The organism is Bradyrhizobium sp. 1, assembly GCF_023073315.1.
In the GTDB taxonomy this organism is placed as follows: domain Bacteria; phylum Pseudomonadota; class Alphaproteobacteria; order Rhizobiales; family Xanthobacteraceae; genus Bradyrhizobium.
In genome coordinates, this window is the sequence record NZ_JADPJH010000014.1 from 580,194 (window position 1) to 601,679 (window position 21,486).

The following is a 21,486-nucleotide window of genomic DNA, read 5'->3' on the forward strand; positions in this document are numbered from 1 at the left end:
TGCTTATCTGCGACGGCCGCGCAGCTTCGACTTGCGGATCAGGCCTTCGTACTGATGGGCCAGCAGATAGCCCTGCACCTGCGCCACCGTGTCCATGGTGACGCTGACGACGATCAGCAGCGACGTGCCGCCGAAGTAGAACGGCACCGAGGCGTAGGAGATCAGGATCTCCGGGATCAAGCAGACGATCGCCAGATAGATCGCCCCGAGCACGGTGATGCGCGACAGCACGTAGTCGATATATTCCGCGGTACGTTCGCCCGGACGGATGCCAGGGATGAAGCCGCCGTGCTTCTTCAGATTGTCCGCGGTCTCGGTCGGGTTGAACACGATCGCGGTGTAGAAGAACGCGAAGAACACGATCAGCGCGAGATACATGATCAGGAACAGCGGGCGGCCGTGGCCGAGCTGGGTCGTGATCCACTGGAACCATTCCGGCCCACGGCCCGCGTTGAAGTTCGCAACCGTGGTCGGCAGCAGCAACAGCGAGGATGCGAAGATCGGCGGGATCACGCCCGAGGTGTTGAGCTTGAGCGGCAGATGCGAGGACTGGCCCTCGAACATCTTGTTGCCGACCTGGCGCTTCGGATACTGGATCAGCAGCCGGCGCTGGGCGCGCTCCATGAACACGATGAAGGCGATCACGGCGACCGCCATGATGATGACGACCAGGATCAGGCCGGTCGACATCGCGCCCTGACGGCCGAGCTCGAGCATGTTGGCGAGCGCTGCGGGCAGCTCGGCGACGATGCCGGAGAGAATGATCAGCGAGATGCCGTTGCCGATGCCGCGCGAGGTGATCTGCTCGCCCAGCCACATCAGGAACATGGTGCCGCCGGTCAGCGTGATCGCCGTGGACAGGCGGAAGAACATGCCGGGGTCGCTGACGACGTTGCCTGCGCCCTCGAGGCCCACCGCGATGCCGTAGGACTGGAACGCGGCCAGGATGACCGTGAGATAGCGGGTGTACTGGTTCAGCAGCTTGCGGCCGGACTCACCCTCCTTTTTCAGCGCCTCGAGTTGCGGCGAGACGGTGGTGAGGAGCTGGATGATGATCGAGGCCGAGATGTACGGCATGATGTTCAGCGCGAAGATCGCCATGCGGTGGATGCCGCCGCCGGCAAACATGTTGAACATGCCGAGGATGCCGCCCGCCTGGGAGCGGAACACCTGCTCCCAGATGTTGGGATCGATGCCGGGCAGCGGGATGTAGGTCCCGAGCCGATAAACCAGCAGCGCACCCAGGGTGAACCAGATGCGCTTCTTCAGTTCGTCAGCCTTGGCAAACGCGCCGAAATTGAGGTTGGCTGCCAGTTGTTCCGCTGCAGAGGCCATCTTGGACTTTCTCCCGCCGCCTATTGCGCTGTCATGCCCGCGGCCGGGCTACTCTAGCGGACGCCGGACATTATCTGGGGCTACGGCTTCGATAAGTCCACGTCCCTCGTGCGTAAAGGCCCGCGAGCCGCGGGCCAATGACGCAGTTGTTACGCCGCCTCGCCTTCTTCCTTGGCAGGGGCGAGGATCTTCACCGAACCGCCGGCCTTCTCGACTGCCGCGATCGCGGTCTTCGAGGCACCGTGGACTTCGATGTTAAGCTTGGCCTTGAACTCGCCGCGACCGAGCAGCCGCAGGCCGCCCTTGGCGCGGCGCAGCACGCCAGCCTTGACCAGGGATTCGACGTTCACGACGCTGCCGGCGTCGATCTTCTTGGCATCGACCGCGTCCTGGAGCCGGTCGAGATTGATCTCGGCGAACTCGATGCGGAAGATGTTGTTGAAGCCGCGCTTCGGCAGACGGCGATGCAACGGCATCTGACCGCCTTCGAAACCCTTGATGCGCACGCCCGAACGCGCGGTCTGGCCCTTGCCACCGCGGCCTGCCTGCTTGCCCTTGCCCGAACCAATGCCGCGGCCGACACGCATACGCTTCTTGCGCGAGCCGGCGTTGTCGGCGATATCGCTGAGCTTCATCGCCCTGCTCCTTGTTTCTTGCGCATGACCTTCACCGAAAACGGGTTCCCGCTTTCCGGGGTCGTGCGCCTTTGCTTACTTCTCGTCGACGATGCGAACGAGATGGTGAACCTTCAAGATCATGCCGCGGACTGCCGGGGTGTCCGGCAGTTCGCTGATACGGCCGATCTTGTTGAGCTTGAGCCCGATCAGCGTCGAGCGCTGCGAGTGATGGCGGCGGATCGCGCTGCCGGTCTGCTCGAGCTTGATCGTCTTTGCGGCCTTGGCCATCATGGTCTACTCCGAAAAGCTTCCGTTACTCGGCAGCCGCCTCGGCGTCGCCACCGATACGGCGCGACTGGAGGGTGGACACCTTGATGTTGCGGCGGGCAGCGACCGAACGCGGCGAATCCTGATGCTTCAGCGCGTCGAAGGTTGCGCGAACCATGTTGTAGGGGTTCGACGAGCCGATCGACTTTGCGACCACGTCCTGGACGCCGAGCGTCTCGAACACGGCGCGCATCGGGCCGCCGGCGATGATGCCGGTACCAGCCGGAGCTGCACGCAGGTAAACACGACCCGCGCCATGACGGCCGGCGATGTCGTGATGCAGCGTGCGGCCCTCGCGCAGCGACACGCGGGTCAAATTGCGCTTGGCGGACTCGGTTGCCTTGCGGATCGCCTCAGGAACTTCGCGCGCCTTGCCGTGACCGAAGCCGGCGCGGCCCTTCTGGTCGCCGATCACGACCAGTGCTGCGAAACCGAAGCGCTTGCCGCCCTTGACGACCTTGGCCACGCGGTTGATGTGGACGAGCTTGTCGACGAACTCGCTATCGCGCTCCTCGCGCTGCTGGCGGTCACGTCCGCCGCCGCGTTGATCGCGTCCACCACGTTGTTCGCGTTCTGCCATTTTTCCAATCCTTCAGAGGCTTACGCCTCAACCTTCAAATTCTGTTAGAAGCTCAGCCCGCTCTCACGCGCCGCGTCGGCAAGAGCCTTGACGCGCCCGTGGTAGAGGTAGCTGCCGCGATCGAACACGACTTCCTTGACGCCCTTCTCGGCGGCGCGCTCGGCCAGCAGCTTGCCGACCGCCTTCGCCGCATCGATGTCGGCGCCGGTCTTGCCGCCGTCGCGCATCGACTTCTCGAGCGAGGAGGCAGAGGCCAGCGTCTCGCCCTTCAGGTCGTCGATGACCTGGGCGTAGATGTGCTTCGACGAGCGGAACACAGACAGACGCGGACGGCCGGCACCGGAGCGACGCAGCTTCAGCCGCACACTCCGCTTGCGCCGGGCATTCGTAATCTTGGCTTTCGACATGACCGGCTCCGTTACTTCTTCTTGCCTTCCTTGCGGAAGATAAACTCGCCAACATACTTCACGCCCTTGCCCTTGTAGGGCTCCGGCGGACGATAGGAGCGAATCTCGGCGGCGACCTGGCCGACACGCTGGATGTCGCTGCCGGTCACCGTGATCTCAGTCGGCTTCGGCACGGTGATCGTGATCCCTTCCGGGATCGCATAGACCACGTCGTGGCTGTAGCCGAGCGCGAGCTGCAGGTTCTTGCCCTGCAACGCGGCGCGGTAACCGACGCCGGTGATTTCGAGCTTCTTCTCGAAGCCCTTGGTGACGCCTTCGACCAGATTCGCGACCTGGGCGCGAGCGGTACCATACAGCGCCCGCGCGCGATTGGTCTCGACCCGCGGGTTCACCTTGACCTGGCCGCTCTCGAGCTTCACTTCGACGTCGTTATGAACGACGAACTGAAGCTGGCCCTTCGGGCCCTTCATCTTGACGGTCTGCCCATCGACGGTCGCGGTCACACCGGACGGAACCGCCACAGGCCTTTTGCCAACACGTGACATGGATCAAAAATCCTTCTCAGAACACGGTGAAGAGGACTTCGCCGCCCACATTCGCTTCGCGCGCGCTGTGGTCGGCCATGATCCCCTTCGGCGTCGACAACACCGAAATGCCGAGCCCGTTGTTGACCCGCGGCAGAGCCTTCACCGAGGCATAGACACGACGCCCGGGCTTGGAGACTCGTTCGATCTCGCGGATGACGGGCTCGCCGTCGAAATACTTCAGCTCGATCTCGATCTCGCTGCGGCCCGAGGAATGCTCGAGCGTGGCGTAACCGCGGATGTAGCCCTCGGTCTTCAGGACCTCGAGCACGTTCTCGCGCATCTTCGAACCAGGCGTGGAGACCTTGCTCTTGGCGCGCATCTGCGCATTGCGGATACGGGTGATCAGATCGCTGATTGGATCGTGCGTAGACATCTAAACGACCCTCCTTACCAGCTGGACTTCACGAGGCCCGGGACCATGCCCTTGGAGCCAAGGTCGCGCATCGCGATGCGGGACAGTTTGGTCAAGCGATAGTTCGAGCGCGAACGGCCCGACAGCTCGCAACGCAGACGGATGCGGGTGGCCGACGAATTACGCGGCATTTCCGCAAGCTTCAGGGTCGCGGCGAACCGCTCCTCCATCGGCAGCGTCTTGTCGGCGATGATCGCCTTCAACCGCGCGCGCTTCGGGGCGGCGTTCTTCGCCATCCGCTTGCGCCGGTTGTTCTTCTCGACTGAACTCTTCTTTGCCATGCTTGGCTCCTGGGTATCCGCGTTTGAGAGGCTTTAGGTCAGCGTCTCACTGCCGGAACGGGAAATTGAAAGCGGTCAACAGGGCCCGCGCCTCGTCGTCGGTCTTGGCCGTGGTGCAGACGGTGATGTCCATACCGCGGGTATCCGTGACCTTGTCGAAGTCGATCTCGGGGAAAATGATGTGCTCCTTGATGCCGAGCGAGTAGTTGCCGCGACCATCGAAGCTCTTCGGGTTCAGGCCGCGGAAGTCGCGGACGCGCGGCAGCGCGACCGTCACCAGGCGATCGATGAACTCGTACATGCGGGCCTTGCGTAGCGTGACCTTGCAGCCGATCGGCTGGTTCTCACGCAGCTTGAAGGTCGCGATCGCGACGCGCGAATAGGTCACGATCGCCTTCTGGCCGGCGATCTGGGTCAATTCAGCGGCGGCGTTCTCGGCCTTCTTGCGGTCGTTGACGCTGTCGCCAACGCCCATGTTCAGCACGATCTTGTCCAGCCGCGGAACCTGCATGACGTTCTCATAACCGAACTTCTCGGTCATTTCCGTCCGGATCTTCGCGTCGTATTCCGCGCGCAGGCGCGGCGTGTAAGCGGCCTCAGCCATCGATCTCAGCTCCCGAGCTCTTGGCGATGCGGACCTTCTTGCCGTCCGCCAGAATCTTGAATCCGACGCGGGTCGGCTTTCCATCCTTGCCGACATACGCGATGTTGGACAGTTGGATCGGCGACTCCTTCGAGATGATGCCGCCCTCCTGGGCCTGCGTCTGCTTCTGGTGACGCTTGACCATGTTGATGCCGCGCACGAGCGCCGTGCCGGCGTCGGGACGTACCTCGAACACCTCGCCGGAGCGACCCTTGTCGCGGCCGGTCAGCACGACGACCTTGTCGCCCTTGCGGATCTTGGCAGCCATTACAGCACCTCCGGCGCGAGCGAGATGATCTTCATATGGTTCTTCGCGCGCAACTCGCGCGGCACGGGCCCGAAGATACGGGTGCCGACCGGCTCGGACTGGTTGTTGATCAGAACGGCGGCGTTGCGGTCGAAGCGGATGACCGAACCGTCGGCGCGGCGGATGTCCTTGCGGACGCGCACCACGACGGCCTTCATCACGTCACCCTTCTTCACCTTGCCACGCGGAATCGCTTCCTTGATCGAGACGACGATGATGTCGCCGATCGTGGCGTAGCGGCGCTTGGAGCCCCCGAGCACCTTGATACACATGACACGGCGTGCGCCAGAATTATCGGCCACGTCGAGGTTGGTCTGCATCTGAATCATTGATGCACCTCGTCCTCTTCTCTATGCGCCAGCCCAGCCGGCGCTCAACATTTCCCTGAAGTCAGTCGGCCAAAGCCGACAGATCAGGCGCTTTTCTTGTGTTCGCCCCGGATCACGACCCAGCGCTTCAACTTCGAAATCGGCTTCGATTCCTCGATCCACACCATGTCGCCCGGCTTGAACTCGTTGCTCTCGTCGTGCGCGTGGTAGTTCTTAGAACGGCGGATCGTCTTCTTGTAGATCGGGTGCGTGAAGCGGCGATCAACGCGCACCACAACGGTCTTGGCTTGCTTGTCGCTGACGACCAGGCCCTGCAAAGTACGTTTCGGCATCTTCGTAAGCCTCTTACTTCTTCGCGCGCTTTTGCGCGGCGACGGTCTTGATCCGGGCGATGTCACGGCGAGCCTCGCGCAGGCGCGAGGTGTTCTCGAGCTGCCCGGTGGCGCGCTGGAAGCGCAGGTTGAAGCGCTCCTTCTTCAGGTTCAGGATGGCGTCATCCTGCTGATCGGGGCTCAACGCGCGGATGTCTTCAATCTTCATCTGTGCCATGGCCATTACTCCGCAATGCGCTCGACGAAGCGCGTCTTGATCGGCAGCTTGGCGGCCGCGAGCGTCAGCGCTTCCTTCGCGGTCTGCACCGTGACACCGTCGATCTCGAAAATCACCCGACCCGGCTTGACGCGCGCGACCCACAGTTCCGGCGCACCCTTGCCGGAGCCCATGCGGACTTCCGCGGGCTTCTTCGACACCGGAACGTCGGGGAACACGCGGATCCAGACACGACCGGCACGCTTCATGTGGCGGGTCAGCGCGCGGCGAGCGGCCTCGATCTGGCGCGCGGTGACGCGATCAGGCTCGGCCGCCTTCAGGCCGAACTGACCGAAGGCCAACGTCGCGCCCGAAGACGCAACGCCGTGGATACGGCCCTTATGCGCCTTCCGGAACTTCGTTTTCTTAGGTTGCATCATGGCTTCAAGCCCTCAAATTCTCTGTACTGGCTCAGGCCGCGTCGCGGCGCTGACGGCCGCCACGATCACCACTGCCACCGCCACCGGTCTCGCCTTCGGCCATTCTCTTGTCCTGGGCCATCGGATCGTGCTCGAGGATCTCGCCCTTGAAGATCCAGACCTTGACGCCGCAGGTGCCGAAAGTCGTGAACGCGGTCGCAACGCCGTAGTCGATGTCGGCGCGCAGCGTGTGCAGCGGCACGCGACCTTCGCGATACCACTCCATGCGCGCGATTTCCGCACCGCCCAGACGACCCGAGCAGTTGATGCGGATGCCTTCCGCGCCGAGACGCATCGCCGACTGCACGGCGCGCTTCATGGCGCGGCGGAACGCCACGCGGCGCTCGAGCTGCTGCGCGATCGATTCGGCCACCAGCGTCGAATCGAGCTCCGGCTTGCGGATCTCGACGATGTTGATGACGACGTCGGACGAAGTGATGTCCGCGACCTTCTTGCGCAACTTGTCGATGTCGGCGCCCTTCTTGCCAATCACCACGCCCGGACGAGCCGAGTGGATGGTGACGCGGCACTTCTTGTGCGGACGCTCGATGATGATGCGGGCGACGGCCGCCTGCTTGAGCTCCTTATGCAGGATCTCGCGGATCTTGACGTCCTCATGCAGCAGCTTGCCGTATTCCTGCTTGCCGGCGAACCAGCGGGAATCCCAGGTCCGGTTGATGCCAAGACGCAGACCGATCGGATTGATCTTTTGACCCATCGTGTGCTCCTGCGTCCCTTAAGCCGCTGCTTCGGCTTCGACCTGACGAACGATGATCGTCAGCTGCGAAAATGGTTTGTAGACACGGCCCGAGCGGCCACGGCCGCGGGCGGCAAAGCGCTTCATCACGAGGCCGTTGCCGACGAAGGCCTGCGCCACGACGAGATCATCGACGTCGAGGTCGTGGTTGTTCTCGGCGTTTGCGATAGCCGATTCCAGGCACTTCTTCACGTCAACCGCGATCCGCTTGCGCGAAAACTGCAGGTCGGCGAGCGCAGAAGCCGCCTTCCGGCCGCGAATGAGCTGGGCGACCAGGTTGAGCTTCTGCGGGCTCACCCGAAGCATCCGGGCGACCGCCTTGGCCTCGTTCTCGGCGAGGCTCCGTTCGCGCTTAGGTTTGCTCATCGTTTAAGCCCTCTTGGCTTTCTTGTCGCCGGAGTGGCCATGGAAGGTACGGGTCGGCGAGAACTCGCCGAACTTGTGACCGACCATTTCCTCGTTGACGGCCACCGGCACGTGCTTCTGACCGTTGTAAACACCGAAGGTCAGGCCGACGAACTGCGGCAGGATCGTCGAGCGACGGCTCCAGATCTTGATGACGTCGTGACGGCCGGACGCACGCGCGGCATCTGCCTTCTTGAGCAGAGAACCCTCGACGAACGGGCCTTTCCAGACTGAACGAACCATGTCCGGCGTTCCTTACTTCTTCCGCTTGTGGCGGCTTAGGAGAATGAATTTGTTGGTCGACTTGTTGGAGCGGGTCTTCTTGCCCTTGGTCGGCTTGCCCCACGGAGTGACCGGGTGGCGACCGCCCGAGGTCCGACCTTCACCACCGCCGTGCGGATGGTCGATCGGGTTCATCGAAACGCCGCGGTTGTGCGGCTTGCGGCCCAGCCAGCGATTGCGGCCGGCCTTGCCGATCGAGGTGTTCATGTGATCCGGGTTCGACACCGCGCCGATCGTGCCACGGCAACGGCCGTGCACCAGGCGCTGCTCGCCCGAATTCAGGCGGATGATCACGTAGTCCTGGTCGCGACCGACGAGCTGGGCATAGGTACCCGCGGAACGGGCGAGCTGGCCGCCCTTCCCGATCTTGAGCTCGATGTTGTGGATGATCGTGCCGACCGGCATGTTGCCGAGCGGCATGACGTTGCCCGGCTTCACGTCGACGTAGTTGCCGGCGACGATGGTGTCACCCACGGCCAGGCGCTGCGGCGCCAGGATGTAGGCCTGCTCGCCGTCCTGATACTTGATCAGCGCGATGAAGCCGCTGCGGTTCGGATCGTATTCCAGCCGCTCGACGGTCGCGGGAACGTCGATCTTCTCACGCTTGAAATCGACGGTGCGCAGCGTCCGCTTGTGACCACCGCCACGGAACCGCACGGTGATGCGACCGGTGTTGTTGCGACCGCCCGAGGAATGCTTGCCTTCGGTGAGCGCCTTGACCGGCTTGCCCTTGTAGAGCGCCGAACGATCGACCATGACCAGCTGGCGCTGGCCCGGCGTCGTAGGATTGAATGTCTTCAGTGCCATCGTCGTACGACCTTACAGACCGGTGGTCACGTCGATCCGGTGACCCTCTTCGAGAGTCACGATCGCGCGCTTGGAGTTCGACTGCGAGCCGAGATTGCCGCGGAAGATCTTGGTCTTGCCCTTGCGGACCAGCGTGTTGACGCTCTTGACCTTGACGTCGAACAGCTTCTCGATCGCTTCCTTGATCTGCGGCTTGGTCGCCTTCGCGGCCACCTTGAACAGCACCTTGTTGTGCTCCGAGGCGATCGTGGCCTTTTCGGTCACGACCGGCGACAGGATCACGTCGTAGTGGCGAGGCTCGATGTTCTTCGTCATTTGAAGCGCGCCTCCAGCGCATCGATGGCGGCCTTGGTCAGAACAAGCTTCCGACGGCGCAGGATGTCATAGACGTTGATGCCCTGGATCGGCAGCACGTCCATGTTCGGGATGTTGCGGGCAGCAGCGGCAAAGCCGTTGTTGAGCTCGGCACCATCGATGATCAGCGCGTTGGTCAAGCCGAGGCCCGAGAAGTGACCGAGCAGCGCCTTGGTCTTGGCGGCTTCCAGCGCGGCCTTGTCGATCACGATGAGATCGCCGTCCTTAGCCTTGGCCGACAGCGCATGCTTGAGAGCAAGCGCGCGGACCTTCTTCGGCAGGCCGGTTTCGTGCGAACGCACCACCGGACCGAAGGCACGACCGCCGCCACGGAACTGCGGCACGCGGGCCGAGCCGTGACGAGCACCGCCGGTGCCCTTCTGCTTGTACATCTTCTTGCCGGTGCGCCAGATCTCGGCGCGGCCCTTGGCCTTGTGGGTACCGGCCTGGCGCTTGTTGAGCTGCCACTGCACGCAACGTGCAATGATGTCCTGGCGCGGCTCGAGACCGAAAATGGTGTCGGAGAGCTGGACGGAGCCGGCTTCCTTACCTTCGAGGGTGGTGACCTTCAATTCCATCTCACGCCTCCTGCGCAGCCGGAGCAGCGTCCGCTTCGCCAGCAACCTTGAACTTGCCGGGCTTCGGAGCTTCCTTCGGCAGCGGCTTCTTGACCGCGTCGCGCACACGAATCCAGCCGCCCTTGGAGCCGGGAACGGCGCCTTCGACGAGGATCAGCCCGCGCTCGACATCGAGCTGAACGACGCGGAGGTTGAGCGTGGTGATGCGGTCGACACCCATGTGGCCGGGCATCTTCTTGTTCTTCCAGGTCTTGCCGGGGTCCTGACGGCCACCGGTCGAACCGATCGAACGATGCGATACCGACACACCGTGGGTGGCGCGCAGACCGCCGAAGTTCCAGCGCTTCATGCCGCCGGCAAAGCCCTTACCGACCGAGGTGCCGGTGACGTCGACGAACTGGCCGACGACGAAGTGGTCGGCCAAGATCTCGGCGCCAACCGGGATCATGGCATCCGCGGAGACGCGGAATTCCTCGACCTGCCGCTTCGGCTCGACCTTGGCGACCGCGAACTGGCCGCGCTCCGCCTTGGGCATGTAAACGGTCTTGCGGCTGCCAGAACCAAGCTGGAGCGCGACGTAACCATTCTTCTCTTCAGTGCGGTGGCCTAAGACCTGGCAATTGCCGAGCTTCAGCACGGTCACGGGGATATGTTCGCCGGCCTCTGTAAAGACCCGCGTCATCCCGACCTTTTGTGCGATCACTCCGGAGCGCATCGGCGTGCTTCCTGTTCTTTCTGTCCGCAAGTCGCGAACGTGATCCAAAAATCTTAGAGCTTGATCTCGACGTCGACACCGGCGGCCAAATCGAGCTTCATCAAAGCATCGACGGTCTGCGGGGTCGGATCGACGATGTCGAGCAGGCGCTTGTGAGTGCGCATCTCGAACTGCTCGCGGCTCTTCTTGTCGACGTGCGGCGAACGGTTGACGGTGAACTTCTCGATGCGGGTGGGCAGCGGAATGGGTCCGCGAACCTGCGCACCGGTGCGCTTCGCCGTGTTCACGATCTCGCGGGTCGACGTATCGAGGATACGATGGTCGAACGCCTTGAGACGGATACGAATGTTTTGGCCGTTCATTGCCGTGTCTTTCTTGGTGGGTGGCGAGTAGCGAATAGCGAATGGTTTCTAGTCCACTCGCTACTCGCCATTCCCTATTCGCTTGTTACTCGATGATCGAGGCGACGACGCCGGCGCCGACGGTGCGGCCACCTTCGCGGATCGCGAAGCGGAGCTTCTCTTCCATCGCGATCGGCACGATCAGGTGCACTTCCATCGCGATGTTGTCGCCCGGCATCACCATCTCGGTACCTTCCGGCAGATGCACGACACCGGTCACGTCGGTGGTGCGGAAGTAGAACTGCGGACGGTAGTTGGTGAAGAACGGGGTGTGGCGGCCGCCCTCTTCCTTGGTGAGGATGTAGGCCTCAGCCTTGAACTTGGTGTGCGGCTTGACCGAACCCGGCTTGGCCAGAACCTGGCCGCGCTCGACGTCCTCGCGCTTGGTGCCGCGGAGCAGCGCACCGATGTTGTCGCCGGCCTGACCCTGATCGAGCAGCTTGCGGAACATTTCGACGCCGGTGACGGTCGTCTTCTGGGTGGCACGGAGACCGACGATCTCGATTTCCTCGCCGACCTTGACGATGCCGCGCTCGACACGGCCGGTGACGACGGTGCCGCGGCCCGAGATCGAGAACACGTCTTCAACCGGCATCAGGAAGGGCTGGTCGATCGGACGCTCCGGCTGCGGAATGTACTCGTCGACGGCCTTCATCAGCTCGAGGATGGCGTCGTGGCCGAGCTTCTTGTCGGAATCTTCGAGGGCGGCGAGCGCCGAACCCTTGATGATCGGAATCTTGTCGCCCGGGAATTCGTACTTCGAGAGCAGCTCGCGAACTTCGAGCTCGACCAGTTCGAGCAGCTCCGGATCGTCGACCATGTCGCACTTGTTGAGGAACACGACCAGCGCGGGCACGCCGACCTGGCGGGCGAGCAGGATGTGCTCGCGGGTCTGCGGCATCGGGCCGTCAGCAGCCGACACGACCAGGATTCCGCCATCCATCTGAGCGGCGCCGGTGATCATGTTCTTCACGTAGTCGGCATGGCCCGGGCAGTCGACGTGGGCGTAGTGGCGGTTCTTGGTCTCGTACTCGACGTGAGCGGTCGAGATGGTGATGCCGCGCGCCTTCTCTTCCGGCGCCTTGTCGATCTGGTCGTACGCCGTGAACGTCGCACCACCGGTTTCGGCGAGGATCTTGGTGATCGCTGCGGTCAGCGACGTCTTGCCATGGTCGACGTGACCGATGGTGCCGATGTTGCAGTGGGGCTTGTTACGTTCAAACTTTGCTTTGGCCATTTGACTCTCCGTTCAATCGTCAGTTCGAGACCGACGACAATCAGGCAAACTTCTTTTGGACTTCCGCCGACACGTTCGCCGGCGCTTCTGCGTAGTGATCGAACTGCATCGTGAAGGTCGCGCGACCCTGGCTCATCGAGCGCAGGTTATTCACGTAACCGAACATGTTCATAAGCGGCACCATCGCGTTGATGACGTTGGCGTTGCCGCGCATGTCCTGACCCTGGATCTGACCGCGCCGGGAATTCAGGTCGCCGATGACCGAGCCGGTGTAGTCTTCCGGGGTCACCACTTCGACCTTCATGATCGGCTCGAGCAGGACGGACTTGCCCTTCTGAAGGGCTTCGCGGAATGCAGCGCGCGAAGCGATTTCGAAGGCGAGCGCCGACGAGTCGACGTCGTGATACTTGCCGTCGACCAGCGAGACCTTGACGTCGACCACGGGGAAGCCCGCGACGACGCCGGCGCCCATGACGCTGTTGAGGCCCTTTTCGACGCCGGGGATGTATTCCTTCGGCACCGCCCCGCCGACGACCTTGGATTCGAACTCGTAGCCCTTGCCGGGCTCGTTCGGCTCGACCACGATCGACACTTCAGCGAACTGACCAGTACCGCCGGTCTGCTTCTTGTGGGTGTACTTGACCTCGGCCCTCTTGGTGACGCGCTCACGGAACGCAACCTGCGGCGCGCCGATGTTGGCGTCGACCTTGTAGGTACGGCGGAGGATGTCGACCTTGATGTCGAGATGGAGCTCGCCCATGCCCTTGAGGATGGTCTGGCCGGACTCCTGGTCGGTCGACACGCGGAAGGACGGATCCTCCGCGGCGAGCTTCGCCAGCGCCACACCCAGCTTTTCCTGGTCGGCCTTGGACTTCGGCTCGATCGCGATCTCGATGACCGGTTCGGGGAATTCCATCTTTTCGAGGATCACCGCCTTGTCGGGATCGCACAGCGTGTCACCGGTGCGCGCTTCCTTCAGGCCAGCCAGCGCGACGATGTCGCCGGCATAGGCTTCCTTGATGTCTTCGCGGTTGTTCGCATGCATCAGCAACATGCGGCCGATGCGCTCCTTGCGGTCGCGCGTCGAATTGATGACGCCGGTCCCCGACAGCAGCGTGCCGGAGTAGATACGGCAGAAGGTGATGGTACCGACGAACGGGTCGTCCATGATCTTGAACGCCAACAGAGCCAGCGGCTCCTTGTCGTCCGGCAGACGAACGATCTCGTTGCCGTCTTCATCGACGCCCTTGATGGCGGGCACGTCGACCGGCGACGGCAGATAATCCACGACCGCGTCGAGCAAGGGCTGCACGCCCTTGTTCTTGAAGGCCGAGCCGCACAATACCGGGAAGAACGCACCAGTCAGCACGGCCTTGCGGATCAAGCGCTTCAGCGTCGCCTCATCGGGCTCCTTGCCATCGAGATAAGCGGCAAGAACTTCGTCGTCGAGTTCGACGGCGGCTTCCAGCAGCTTCTCGCGATATTCCTTGGCCTTCTCGACCATATCCTCGGGAATATCGATGTCGACGAACTTGGCGTCGAGCTTCTCTTCTTCCCAGACAACGCCCTTCATACGGACGAGATCGACCAGGCCCTTGAAATTGTTCTCGGAGCCGATCGGAAGCTGGATCGCGATCGGCTTTGCGCCGAGGCGATCGATAATGTCCTGCATGCACTTGTAGAAGTCGGCGCCGGTCTTATCCATCTTGTTGGCGAAGACGATGCGCGGAACCTTGTACTTGTCGCCCTGACGCCAGACGGTCTCGGTCTGGGGCTCGACGCCCTGGTTGGAGTCAAGCACGCACACGGCGCCGTCGAGCACGCGCAAGCTGCGTTCGACTTCAATGGTGAAGTCGACGTGGCCGGGGGTGTCGATGATGTTGAGACGCTTGCCTTCCCAGAACGCGGTGGTCGCGGCCGACGTAATCGTGATGCCGCGCTCCTGCTCCTGCTCCATCCAGTCCATCGTCGCGGCACCTTCGTGCACTTCGCCGATCTTGTGGCTCTTGCCGGTGTAATAGAGGATGCGCTCGGTGGTCGTGGTCTTGCCGGCATCGATATGCGCCATGATACCGAAGTTGCGGTAATTCTCTATGGCATGAACGCGGGGCATGGAGTGTTCCTTAGATTCCGTGTTTCGCCGTTACCAGCGATAGTGCGAGAAGGCTCGATTGGCTTCCGCCATCCGGTGCACGTCTTCACGCTTCTTGACGGCGTTGCCACGGTTGTTCGATGCGTCCAGGAGCTCCGCGGAGAGCCGCTCGGTCATCGTCTTCTCGTTGCGCTCGCGCGCAGCCGAGATCAACCAACGGATGCCCAGGGCCTGACGGCGCACCGTGCGAACTTCGACCGGGACCTGGTAGGTCGCGCCGCCGACGCGGCGGGAGCGCACTTCGATCGTCGGCATGACGTTCTCGAGTGCCTGCTCGAACACGCCGAGCGGGCTCTGCTTGGTCTTGGCTTCGATGATACCGAACGCACCGTAGACGATGCCTTCGGCGACCGACTTCTTGCCGGCGTACATCACCGAGTTCATGAACTTCGTGACGATGATGTTCCCGAACTTCGGATCCGGGAGAACTTCGCGCTTTTCCGCTGAGTGGCGACGAGACATGGAGCTGGTTCCCGCTTACTTCGGACGCTTCGCGCCGTACTTCGAACGACGCTGCTTACGGTTCTTGACGCCCTGGGTATCCAGAACGCCGCGGAGGATGTGGTAGCGCACGCCGGGCAAATCCTTGACGCGGCCGCCGCGGATCATGACCACCGAGTGCTCCTGAAGGTTATGGCCCTCACCCGGGATGTAGCCGATCACCTCGAAGCCGTTGGTCAGGCGCACCTTGGCGACCTTACGAAGCGCCGAGTTCGGCTTCTTCGGGGTCGTCGTGTAGACGCGGGTGCAAACACCACGCTTCTGCGGCGACTGCTGCAGCGCCGGCACCTTCTTGCGCGACTTCTGCACTTCACGCGGTTGAGCGATCAGCTGGTTGATCGTCGGCATCCTGGCCTTACCCTTTGTTCTGCGGCGAACCCTTTCGGATCCGCTGTCTTGCCGCGGCCCCGTTGACGGAACCGCAAATTCTTTCGAGCCACCCGCCCGACGAGGCCGCCCGCACGGAACAATCCGCACAAAGCGAAATTGCGCCAGCCGCTCCATCACCGAGCGGAAAGCGTTACGACGCCACAGAGGACCGCGATATCGAGGCCAATCAGCGTAAGGCTGCGGCTCGCGTACCGAGGTCATGCATCCGAATTCGACCTCATGAGAACGAGCTCAAGAGATCTAAAATCGCACTGGCATTGCCTAGCTATAATCGACAGCGTTTGAGCGGCATTCGTCGAGGTTGGTGCCCGCTTTAGCGACCTTTGGGGATCTAATCCCTCGAGATCAACGGGTGGCCCGTTCCGACGTTGGCAATGCTCACCGCCTGTCGTGTAAGTGAGGCGCTTTCTATAAGTGAGAGTCGATCAAGTCAAGGCGAAACGACAGTCAGAAACGCTTCTGGCACCTGCCCAAATCGATGTTTACCGCACTTGCCGCGCCTTCCCGATATGGCAACGCCCGGCCTGTTCCGCTATCCCAGCGACCTATTTATACCCGGACGAAATATACTTTTATAAGGCTTACTAAGGCTTTTTTTCCTGTTGATGCGTCAATCTGCCCACCTTCGGCAGAGATTTGCGTCATGCGGTACACCGACATTGCCATTATCGGCGGGGGATTGTCCGGCTCGACCGCCGCCGCAATGCTCGGCCGCGCCGGCATTTCGACGGTACTGGTCGATCCGCATGAGAGCTATCCGGCGGACTTTCGAGTCGAAAAACTCAGCGGTCACACCCAAATCGAGCGATTCCTGAGGACGGGAATCGGAGAATCGGTGCTGCGGCGGGCGACCTTCGCCGGCGAAAACTGGATCGCGCGATTCGGCCATTTGCTCGACAAGGCGCCGAGCAGGCAGTTCAACATCCTCTATGATTCGCTGGTGAACGCCGTCCGCGACGAAATCCCTGAGGCCGTCGAACGCATCTGCGCCAAGGCCGTCGCGGTCGAGACCAGCCCGGAGCGGCAGAAGGTCGTGCTCTCCAATGAGGAGACGATCTCCGCACGCCTGGTCGTGCTCGCCAACGGCCTCAATGTCGGCTTGCGACACCAGCTGGGAATCACGCGAAAAATCGTCAGCACCTGCCATTCGATCTCGATCGGATTCGACGTGGTGCCGGCCGGGCGGAATTCGTTCGACTTCCCGGCGCTGACCTATTTCTCGGAGCGGCCGAGCGACCGCATCCCCTACATCACGCTGTTTCCGGTCGGGACGCGGATGCGGGCGAATCTGTTCGTTTATCGCGGCTTCGACGATCCCTGGCTGCGCGATTTGCGCCGCGCACCGGCCGAGACGCTGAACGCCGCCCTGCCCCGGCTCAAACGCATCACCGGTGCATTCGACATTCCCGGCGAGCTCAAGATCCGCCCGGTCGATCTCTACGTGAATGACGCAAGCGGCCAGCCGGGCCTGGTGCTGGTGGGCGATGCCTTCTCAACCTCCTGCCCTGCCGCCGGCACCGGCTGCGACAAGGTCTTCACCGACGTCGAGCGGCTCTGCAACGTCTACATCCCGCAATGGCTCGCTTCCGACGGGATGGATACGGACAAGCTCGCCACGTTCTATGCCGACCCGGTCAAGCGGGATTGCGACGAATGGTCCGCAGCGAAGGCGTTCGACTTCCGCTCAGTCTCAATCAGCACGGCCCCCTACTGGACGGCGCAGCGCTGGGCGCGCCTCATCGCCTGGTCGGTTCAGGGACTGCTGCGGCCGTTTGGAGGAGCGCTCCATCTGGAGCCGAACTTCCTCGGTCACTCCTCCTCGTCATCCTCGTCATCCTCGAGGTCGTCTTCATCCTCGTCGTCATCGTCGCTGTCGTCGTCGGCCTGAGCCACCGCACCGTGCGGCTGGTGAGTCTGGTCGTTCCACAGCTTGCGGTAGGTGCCGTTCTTGGCCAGCAGCTCGGCGTGCGAGCCGCGCTCGATCGCCCTGCCCCCTGAAATCACGATGATCTCGTCCATCTCGACCACCGAGCTCAGGCGATGGGTCGACCAGATCATGGTGCGGCCCTTGGCGACCTTGAGCAGCGTGCGGTTGATCGCGGCTTCCGTGGTCTGGTCCAGCGCCGAGGTGGCTTCGTCCAGCAGCAGCACGGACGGGTTACGGATGACGGCGCGCGCGATCGCGATGCGCTGGCGCTGGCCGCCGGAGAGCGTGTCGCCGCGCTCTCCGACCGGCGTGTCGTAGCGCTGCGGCAGGCTCATGATGTAGCGGTGGATCTCGGCCTTCTTGGCGGCCTCCTCCACCTCCGCGTCGGTCGCGCCTTCCTTGCCGAGCCGGATGTTCTCGCGGATCGACATGTTGAACAGCATGTTCTCCTGGAACACGACCGCCATGCTCCGGCGCAGCGAATCCAGCGTCACCTTGCGCACGTCCACGCCGTCGATGGTGACGCGGCCCTCGTCGGGCACGTAGAGCCGCAGGATCAGGTTGAGCAGCGTGCTCTTGCCGGACCCCGAGGGGCCGACGATGGCGATGCGCTTGCCGACATTGAGCTTGAGGCTGAGATTGTCCAGCACCGGCGTCTGGCTGCCTTCGTACTGGAAGGTGACATGGTCGAAGGTGATGTCATTGGTGACGCGCGGCAGATCCGGCGCGCCGGTACGGTCGGCGCCGCGCGTCGGCTCGTCCAGCAGTTCCTGCATGTGGCGGATCGCGGCGGCCGAGGAGATCGACACCGGGATGAAGTGCATCACATGGGCGATGTTGTAGGAGACCTCCCAGAACGCGCTCTCGAAGGTGACGAAGGTGCCGATGGTGATCTGGCCCTTGGTCGCCAGATAGGCGCCGATCGCGAGCACCACGAGGTGCAGCATCAAGACCGAGATGGTGACCGTCCGCTCCACCATGGTCGAGAGGAACGCGGCTGACGCGATCTTGCGGCGCGTCTCGTCGTTGCGGAACGCGAAGAAGCCGAACATCTTGCGCTGCAGGCTGAACGCCTTGATCACCGCCTGTGCGGCCACGTTCTCCTGCACCATGCCGAGCAGCGCGCTTTCGTTCTGCTTCTGCTCGTAATTGGCCTGCACCGCCTTCGGGGTGAGGATGCGCGGGCCGATCAGCGTGATCGGGAACACCAGCAGCGCGACCGCCGCGAGCTGCCAGTTCAAGAACACCATCAGGATGATGCCGGCGATCAACTCCAGGAACGGCAGCGCCGCGCTGTTGGCGAAAGTCTTGACCGAGCCCTCGAAGGCAGCCTGGTCGACCGAGAAGCGCGACAGGATCTCGCCGCGCTTGGTGCGGCCGAAATAGGCCGTCGGCAGGTCCTGGACGTGCTCGAACAGGCGCTTGCGGACGTCGGAGATGATGCAGGCAGCGAGCCGCGCGTCCCAGCGCTCGTACCAGACCGCGACGATCGAGGTGAAGATGCCGGCGGCCGCAAGCACGCCGAGGATCTTGTACAGCGCCTGGAAGTCTTCCTCGCCGAGCGCGTCGTCGATCAAATACTTCAGGCTGAGCGGCATGATGACGTTGAACAGCGTCTCGACCACGACGCCGAACGCCACGAAAGACAGCATCCGCTTGTAATTGACGAGGAAGGGTTTGACGAAACCCAGGATGGTCGCGAGCGCGCCGGCGGCCTCGCGCGCGGTAAAGACGACGAGATCCTCCTCATCATCATCATCGTCGAGCTCCAGCTCGTCATCATCCTCGTCTTCATCGTCCTCGTCGTCTTCGAGGGCCGGCTTGGCGGAGACAAGCTTGTCGTCGCGCTCGGCCGCCTCTTCCGCAGCGAGCTTCTGTTTGTCGGGAGAAGGAGGCTTGGACGACATGAAACCAACCGATGCTGACGGCCGGCATGACCGCAGAGAGAGCAGGAAAGAGCGGTAACCGCTATTGCACTGATTCTATGCGATCAGAATGAATTCGGCAAAGCAATTGGCGATGCCGGTCCGATCCTCTGGGCTAGTCGTCGTCCTCGTCTTCGACCTTGTCGAAGAACGAATAACGCAGACTGTCGGCGTCGGCATACCACTGCCCCGGGCCCTTATTGGCGGCGAGCGTCGCCTCCCAGAGCGCATCAGTGCAGTCCTTGCGGTGCATCGACAGATCGAAGCCGTTGCCGAAAAACAATTCGGACCATTCCCACCAGGTGCCGAGCTTCTTGACTCCGCGCAGCAGGTCGTAGCGGTCGATCACCACCGATGCCATGTCCGAGGTGATCGAGCCGAACACGAGGCCGGTCTTGACCACGCGGTTGAGCTCGCGGATCGCGCGGACCACCTGCTTCGGGGAAAGATGGCAGAGGCTGGTCTCGAACACGAAGTCGAAGCTGCTGTCCTTGAACGGCATGTCGGTGATCGAGCCGAGCTTGTTGTACTTCTTCAGCGCCTTCGGCGTCTTGGCGTGGATGGCGCGATTGTTCTCGATGCCGAAGGCATCGATGCCGCGCTGGCGCAGCGCGCCGACCAGCTCGCCGCTGGCGGAGCCCGCGACCAGCAGCTTGGCGCCCTTGGCCTTGCCCCAGACGATGCCGATCAGCTTGGTGAGATAGTCGGGGTCAGTGAAGTGCTTCCACGCCTCGCTGTAGGGACCGAGGCCGCGATAATTCTCGAAATAATCGCGGTCGATCTTGTCGGAGGCCGGCTTGCCCTCCTCCTGCTCGCGGCGCAGACGCATCATCTCGGTCAGGATGATGTCGGTTGCCGCATCCGAGGAATCGAGCAGACCGTTCAGCGTCGAGTCGAACAGATAGTCGCCGACCACCACGATGCCGGGATGTTCCTTCGGCTCGGGCCGATGGTTGGTCATGACGTCGCGCACGGGCAGGCCGCCCGGAACCGCGTTCACTGACGACAGCCAGCGGTGGATCTTGCCTTCCACGAAATGTGCGCGCGCATCGCCGAGCGAGGCCGGCAGCGATTTCAGCGCGGCGTCGATCAGCTCCTGGTCCAACAGGTTGGCGAAGGCCAGCGCATCGGAGCCGGGAATCAGCCAGTTCAGGACGCCGTGCTTGCCGACGTCGTGGCGCGCGCCCTCGTTGTAGACGCAACAGCCGCCGAAAGCCTCCGACATGAACCAGGCGCCGGCGATCTTCTCGCCCCAGAATGGCGAGTCGAACAGGATCGAGACCCGCAAATAGTGCGCAGGACGGTCGAAATACGAGACGTGCTTGACCATCGACTTGCGGAGTTGCTCGCCCTCCCAGCCGACGGTGGCAAGCCAGGAATGCGGCAGGCACATCAGCACGAGATCGAAGTCGCGCGTCTCCGGCCCCTTGCCGTTCATCATCTTGAGCTGGTAGCGGCCGGTCGGCGCCTTGCCGACGGTGAGCACGCGATGATTGAGCTGGATGTCGGCATTGACCTCCGACTGGAGGCACTCGATCAGCTGCTCGTTGCCGTTCTGGATGGAATAGAGGCCGATATAGCCGTCGACATCCATCAGGTAGTTCTTGAGCGCGTTGAGGCCGTTGGTGTTGTGGGTCTCGGTCGCGATATCCGAGCGCGCCATCACCTTGAAGAAACGCTTGGCGGTCTCGTCCTCGACCTCCTCGTCGAGCACCTGCTCGGCGGTCTTGTAGGCCCAGGGGTTCTCGTTGTCGTGCGCGCCGACGCCTTCGTAATATTCCATCGGCGTCATCGCCTCGGCGCAGCGCTTGCGGAACGCCTCGATCGCGGCCGCGGTCTTGGCGCCGTATCTGCGGCGCATGCCGGCGACGTCGTTGAGGAGCTCGCCGCCGAACTGCACCTGCTCGGCGTCCATCGGAATGGTCTGAAGTCCGAAATGCTGGATCAGCTCGCGCAGCGGATCCGGCCCGGTCATCGAGTAATCGTAGATCTCGGCGACGCCGGCCTCGTACATCGCGGGCGCCGAATCGAATTTGCGCGTGACGATCTTGCCGCCAAGCCGGTCCGACGCCTCATAGATGGTGATGCGGCAGAGATCGCCGAGCTTCTTCTTCAGATACCAAGCGCTCATCAGCCCGCCGGGGCCGCCGCCTACGATTGCGAGATCAAGCATGTAAGTTCCGTGGTCTCCGGCCCTGCCCCCGTCACGGGATCCACCGGTCT

Annotated in this window: 29 protein-coding genes; 1 reads left to right on the top strand and 28 read right to left on the bottom strand. The window is 62.7% G+C overall.

Features of this window, described 5'->3' with window-relative positions; all coding sequences use genetic code 11:
* Positions 1 to 3 precede the first annotated feature (3 nt).
* The 26 genes from secY to rpsL form a co-directional block, all read right to left on the bottom strand.
* Positions 4 to 1,335, bottom strand: coding sequence for a preprotein translocase subunit SecY (gene secY / locus IVB29_RS11505; RefSeq protein ID WP_247503492.1), 1,332 nt, complete (start codon positions 1,333 to 1,335; stop codon positions 4 to 6).
* A 149-nt stretch (positions 1,336 to 1,484) separates the two neighbouring features.
* Positions 1,485 to 1,970 (bottom strand): 50S ribosomal protein L15, encoded by a 486-nt coding sequence (rplO, locus tag IVB29_RS11510; RefSeq protein ID WP_007611602.1) that lies wholly within the window; start codon positions 1,968 to 1,970, stop codon positions 1,485 to 1,487.
* Positions 1,971 to 2,045: 75 nt separating this feature from the next.
* A complete protein-coding gene (rpmD, locus tag IVB29_RS11515) occupies positions 2,046 to 2,240 on the bottom strand; it encodes a 50S ribosomal protein L30 (protein WP_092034948.1) in 195 nt (64 codons plus the stop codon).
* A gap of 25 nt (positions 2,241 to 2,265) precedes the next feature.
* Positions 2,266 to 2,859 (bottom strand): 30S ribosomal protein S5, encoded by a 594-nt coding sequence (gene rpsE / locus IVB29_RS11520; RefSeq protein WP_092034904.1) that lies wholly within the window; start codon positions 2,857 to 2,859, stop codon positions 2,266 to 2,268.
* Positions 2,860 to 2,903: 44 nt separating this feature from the next.
* Positions 2,904 to 3,266: a 50S ribosomal protein L18 gene (rplR, locus tag IVB29_RS11525; RefSeq protein WP_092034903.1), complete on the bottom strand. Its 363-nt coding sequence runs from the start codon at positions 3,264 to 3,266 to the stop codon at positions 2,904 to 2,906.
* 11 nt (positions 3,267 to 3,277) lie between these two features.
* Positions 3,278 to 3,811: a 50S ribosomal protein L6 gene (gene rplF, locus IVB29_RS11530; protein WP_247503493.1), complete on the bottom strand. Its 534-nt coding sequence runs from the start codon at positions 3,809 to 3,811 to the stop codon at positions 3,278 to 3,280.
* Between the two features lie 16 nt (positions 3,812 to 3,827).
* A complete protein-coding gene (gene rpsH / locus IVB29_RS11535) occupies positions 3,828 to 4,226 on the bottom strand; it encodes a 30S ribosomal protein S8 (protein WP_092034901.1) in 399 nt (132 codons plus the stop codon).
* A 14-nt stretch (positions 4,227 to 4,240) separates the two neighbouring features.
* The gene (gene rpsN / locus IVB29_RS11540) at positions 4,241 to 4,546 is read right to left on the bottom strand and encodes a 30S ribosomal protein S14 (protein WP_092034900.1); all 306 of its coding nucleotides are present in this window, start codon (positions 4,544 to 4,546) and stop codon (positions 4,241 to 4,243) included.
* A gap of 46 nt (positions 4,547 to 4,592) precedes the next feature.
* Complete coding sequence (rplE, locus tag IVB29_RS11545; RefSeq protein ID WP_092034899.1) at positions 4,593 to 5,150, bottom strand: 50S ribosomal protein L5; 558 nt, start codon at positions 5,148 to 5,150, stop codon at positions 4,593 to 4,595.
* Positions 5,143 to 5,457 (bottom strand): 50S ribosomal protein L24, encoded by a 315-nt coding sequence (gene rplX, locus IVB29_RS11550; protein WP_247503494.1) that lies wholly within the window; start codon positions 5,455 to 5,457, stop codon positions 5,143 to 5,145. The genes rplE and rplX overlap by 8 nt, the downstream gene beginning before the upstream one ends.
* Positions 5,457 to 5,825 (bottom strand): 50S ribosomal protein L14, encoded by a 369-nt coding sequence (gene rplN / locus IVB29_RS11555; RefSeq protein ID WP_007603030.1) that lies wholly within the window; start codon positions 5,823 to 5,825, stop codon positions 5,457 to 5,459. The genes rplX and rplN overlap by 1 nt, the downstream gene beginning before the upstream one ends.
* An 83-nt stretch (positions 5,826 to 5,908) precedes the next feature.
* Positions 5,909 to 6,157 carry a 30S ribosomal protein S17 gene (gene rpsQ / locus IVB29_RS11560; RefSeq protein WP_247503495.1) on the bottom strand — a complete coding sequence of 83 codons (249 nt, stop codon included), beginning with the start codon at positions 6,155 to 6,157 and terminating at the stop codon, positions 5,909 to 5,911.
* Between the two features lie 13 nt (positions 6,158 to 6,170).
* On the bottom strand, positions 6,171 to 6,374 hold the full coding sequence (rpmC, locus tag IVB29_RS11565) for a 50S ribosomal protein L29 (protein ID WP_092034947.1): 204 nt from the start codon (positions 6,372 to 6,374) through the stop codon (positions 6,171 to 6,173).
* A gap of 5 nt (positions 6,375 to 6,379) precedes the next feature.
* Entirely contained in the window at positions 6,380 to 6,793 is a 414-nt protein-coding gene (rplP, locus tag IVB29_RS11570) for a 50S ribosomal protein L16 (RefSeq protein WP_092034896.1), read from the bottom strand.
* A gap of 31 nt (positions 6,794 to 6,824) precedes the next feature.
* Positions 6,825 to 7,550, bottom strand: a complete 726-nt coding sequence (gene rpsC / locus IVB29_RS11575) for a 30S ribosomal protein S3 (RefSeq protein ID WP_247503496.1) — start codon at positions 7,548 to 7,550, stop codon at positions 6,825 to 6,827.
* Between the two features lie 18 nt (positions 7,551 to 7,568).
* Positions 7,569 to 7,955: a 50S ribosomal protein L22 gene (gene rplV, locus IVB29_RS11580; protein ID WP_092034894.1), complete on the bottom strand. Its 387-nt coding sequence runs from the start codon at positions 7,953 to 7,955 to the stop codon at positions 7,569 to 7,571.
* Positions 7,956 to 7,958: 3 nt separating this feature from the next.
* Positions 7,959 to 8,237, bottom strand: a complete 279-nt coding sequence (gene rpsS, locus IVB29_RS11585) for a 30S ribosomal protein S19 (protein WP_074116739.1) — start codon at positions 8,235 to 8,237, stop codon at positions 7,959 to 7,961.
* Between the two features lie 12 nt (positions 8,238 to 8,249).
* Complete coding sequence (rplB, locus tag IVB29_RS11590) at positions 8,250 to 9,083, bottom strand: 50S ribosomal protein L2 (RefSeq protein ID WP_247503497.1); 834 nt, start codon at positions 9,081 to 9,083, stop codon at positions 8,250 to 8,252.
* Between the two features lie 12 nt (positions 9,084 to 9,095).
* The gene (locus tag IVB29_RS11595; protein ID WP_007603019.1) at positions 9,096 to 9,398 is read right to left on the bottom strand and encodes a 50S ribosomal protein L23; all 303 of its coding nucleotides are present in this window, start codon (positions 9,396 to 9,398) and stop codon (positions 9,096 to 9,098) included.
* The gene (gene rplD, locus IVB29_RS11600; protein ID WP_247503498.1) at positions 9,395 to 10,015 is read right to left on the bottom strand and encodes a 50S ribosomal protein L4; all 621 of its coding nucleotides are present in this window, start codon (positions 10,013 to 10,015) and stop codon (positions 9,395 to 9,397) included. Before rplD ends, IVB29_RS11595 begins: the two co-directional genes overlap by 4 nt.
* Position 10,016: 1 nt before the next feature.
* Positions 10,017 to 10,730 (bottom strand): 50S ribosomal protein L3, encoded by a 714-nt coding sequence (rplC, locus tag IVB29_RS11605; protein ID WP_247503499.1) that lies wholly within the window; start codon positions 10,728 to 10,730, stop codon positions 10,017 to 10,019.
* Positions 10,731 to 10,783: 53 nt separating this feature from the next.
* On the bottom strand, positions 10,784 to 11,092 hold the full coding sequence (rpsJ, locus tag IVB29_RS11610) for a 30S ribosomal protein S10 (RefSeq protein ID WP_002712302.1): 309 nt from the start codon (positions 11,090 to 11,092) through the stop codon (positions 10,784 to 10,786).
* 85 nt (positions 11,093 to 11,177) lie between these two features.
* The gene (gene tuf, locus IVB29_RS11615) at positions 11,178 to 12,368 is read right to left on the bottom strand and encodes an elongation factor Tu (RefSeq protein WP_092034890.1); all 1,191 of its coding nucleotides are present in this window, start codon (positions 12,366 to 12,368) and stop codon (positions 11,178 to 11,180) included.
* A gap of 40 nt (positions 12,369 to 12,408) precedes the next feature.
* Positions 12,409 to 14,481, bottom strand: coding sequence for an elongation factor G (fusA, locus tag IVB29_RS11620; protein ID WP_247503500.1), 2,073 nt, complete (start codon positions 14,479 to 14,481; stop codon positions 12,409 to 12,411).
* A gap of 30 nt (positions 14,482 to 14,511) precedes the next feature.
* Positions 14,512 to 14,982: a 30S ribosomal protein S7 gene (rpsG, locus tag IVB29_RS11625; RefSeq protein ID WP_247503501.1), complete on the bottom strand. Its 471-nt coding sequence runs from the start codon at positions 14,980 to 14,982 to the stop codon at positions 14,512 to 14,514.
* 15 nt (positions 14,983 to 14,997) lie between these two features.
* On the bottom strand, positions 14,998 to 15,369 hold the full coding sequence (gene rpsL / locus IVB29_RS11630) for a 30S ribosomal protein S12 (protein WP_007603006.1): 372 nt from the start codon (positions 15,367 to 15,369) through the stop codon (positions 14,998 to 15,000).
* Between the two features lie 685 nt (positions 15,370 to 16,054).
* Here rpsL and IVB29_RS11635 point away from each other — a divergent pair.
* Positions 16,055 to 17,299 (top strand): NAD(P)/FAD-dependent oxidoreductase, encoded by a 1,245-nt coding sequence (locus IVB29_RS11635; RefSeq protein ID WP_247503502.1) that lies wholly within the window; start codon positions 16,055 to 16,057, stop codon positions 17,297 to 17,299.
* On the opposite strand, the gene IVB29_RS11640 is transcribed toward IVB29_RS11635, so the two are convergent.
* Both IVB29_RS11640 and IVB29_RS11645 read right to left on the bottom strand, forming a co-directional pair.
* Positions 17,221 to 19,245, bottom strand: coding sequence for an ABC transporter ATP-binding protein (locus tag IVB29_RS11640; protein ID WP_247503503.1), 2,025 nt, complete (start codon positions 19,243 to 19,245; stop codon positions 17,221 to 17,223). The two genes, IVB29_RS11635 and IVB29_RS11640, sit on opposite strands and share 79 nt — an antisense overlap.
* A 133-nt stretch (positions 19,246 to 19,378) precedes the next feature.
* Complete coding sequence (locus tag IVB29_RS11645) at positions 19,379 to 21,436, bottom strand: FAD-dependent oxidoreductase (RefSeq protein ID WP_247503504.1); 2,058 nt, start codon at positions 21,434 to 21,436, stop codon at positions 19,379 to 19,381.
* Between the last annotated feature and the right edge of the window lie 50 nt (positions 21,437 to 21,486).

Excerpts from the sequence above, each read along its gene's own strand:
- rplX (WP_247503494.1), bottom strand. The coding sequence starts at position 5,457 with ATGGCTGCCAAGATCCGCAAGGGCGACAAGGTCGTCGTGCTGACCGGC.
- rplO (WP_007611602.1), bottom strand. The coding sequence starts at position 1,970 with ATGAAGCTCAGCGATATCGCCGACAACGCCGGCTCGCGCAAGAAGCGT.
- rpsN (WP_092034900.1), bottom strand. The coding sequence starts at position 4,546 with ATGGCAAAGAAGAGTTCAGTCGAGAAGAACAACCGGCGCAAGCGGATG.
- rplE (WP_092034899.1), bottom strand. The coding sequence starts at position 5,150 with ATGGCTGAGGCCGCTTACACGCCGCGCCTGCGCGCGGAATACGACGCG.
- rpsL (WP_007603006.1), bottom strand. The coding sequence starts at position 15,369 with ATGCCGACGATCAACCAGCTGATCGCTCAACCGCGTGAAGTGCAGAAG.
- rplN (WP_007603030.1), bottom strand. The coding sequence starts at position 5,825 with ATGATTCAGATGCAGACCAACCTCGACGTGGCCGATAATTCTGGCGCA.
- rpmD (WP_092034948.1), bottom strand. The coding sequence starts at position 2,240 with ATGGCCAAGGCCGCAAAGACGATCAAGCTCGAGCAGACCGGCAGCGCG.
- rplD (WP_247503498.1), bottom strand. The coding sequence starts at position 10,015 with ATGGAATTGAAGGTCACCACCCTCGAAGGTAAGGAAGCCGGCTCCGTC.
- rpsS (WP_074116739.1), bottom strand. The coding sequence starts at position 8,237 with ATGGTTCGTTCAGTCTGGAAAGGCCCGTTCGTCGAGGGTTCTCTGCTC.
- rpsG (WP_247503501.1), bottom strand. The coding sequence starts at position 14,982 with ATGTCTCGTCGCCACTCAGCGGAAAAGCGCGAAGTTCTCCCGGATCCG.
- rplF (WP_247503493.1), bottom strand. The coding sequence starts at position 3,811 with ATGTCACGTGTTGGCAAAAGGCCTGTGGCGGTTCCGTCCGGTGTGACC.
- rplP (WP_092034896.1), bottom strand. The coding sequence starts at position 6,793 with ATGATGCAACCTAAGAAAACGAAGTTCCGGAAGGCGCATAAGGGCCGT.
- IVB29_RS11645 (WP_247503504.1), bottom strand. The coding sequence starts at position 21,436 with ATGCTTGATCTCGCAATCGTAGGCGGCGGCCCCGGCGGGCTGATGAGC.
- rplC (WP_247503499.1), bottom strand. The coding sequence starts at position 10,730 with ATGCGCTCCGGAGTGATCGCACAAAAGGTCGGGATGACGCGGGTCTTT.
- rpmC (WP_092034947.1), bottom strand. The coding sequence starts at position 6,374 with ATGGCACAGATGAAGATTGAAGACATCCGCGCGTTGAGCCCCGATCAG.
- rplB (WP_247503497.1), bottom strand. The coding sequence starts at position 9,083 with ATGGCACTGAAGACATTCAATCCTACGACGCCGGGCCAGCGCCAGCTG.
- secY (WP_247503492.1), bottom strand. The coding sequence starts at position 1,335 with ATGGCCTCTGCAGCGGAACAACTGGCAGCCAACCTCAATTTCGGCGCG.
- fusA (WP_247503500.1), bottom strand. The coding sequence starts at position 14,481 with ATGCCCCGCGTTCATGCCATAGAGAATTACCGCAACTTCGGTATCATG.
- rpsQ (WP_247503495.1), bottom strand. The coding sequence starts at position 6,157 with ATGCCGAAACGTACTTTGCAGGGCCTGGTCGTCAGCGACAAGCAAGCC.
- rpsH (WP_092034901.1), bottom strand. The coding sequence starts at position 4,226 with ATGTCTACGCACGATCCAATCAGCGATCTGATCACCCGTATCCGCAAT.
- IVB29_RS11640 (WP_247503503.1), bottom strand. The coding sequence starts at position 19,245 with ATGTCGTCCAAGCCTCCTTCTCCCGACAAACAGAAGCTCGCTGCGGAA.
- tuf (WP_092034890.1), bottom strand. The coding sequence starts at position 12,368 with ATGGCCAAAGCAAAGTTTGAACGTAACAAGCCCCACTGCAACATCGGC.
- rpsC (WP_247503496.1), bottom strand. The coding sequence starts at position 7,550 with ATGGGTCAAAAGATCAATCCGATCGGTCTGCGTCTTGGCATCAACCGG.
- rpsE (WP_092034904.1), bottom strand. The coding sequence starts at position 2,859 with ATGGCAGAACGCGAACAACGTGGTGGACGCGATCAACGCGGCGGCGGA.
- rpsJ (WP_002712302.1), bottom strand. The coding sequence starts at position 11,092 with ATGAACGGCCAAAACATTCGTATCCGTCTCAAGGCGTTCGACCATCGT.
- IVB29_RS11635 (WP_247503502.1), top strand. The coding sequence starts at position 16,055 with ATGCGGTACACCGACATTGCCATTATCGGCGGGGGATTGTCCGGCTCG.
- rplR (WP_092034903.1), bottom strand. The coding sequence starts at position 3,266 with ATGTCGAAAGCCAAGATTACGAATGCCCGGCGCAAGCGGAGTGTGCGG.
- rplV (WP_092034894.1), bottom strand. The coding sequence starts at position 7,955 with ATGAGCAAACCTAAGCGCGAACGGAGCCTCGCCGAGAACGAGGCCAAG.
- IVB29_RS11595 (WP_007603019.1), bottom strand. The coding sequence starts at position 9,398 with ATGACGAAGAACATCGAGCCTCGCCACTACGACGTGATCCTGTCGCCG.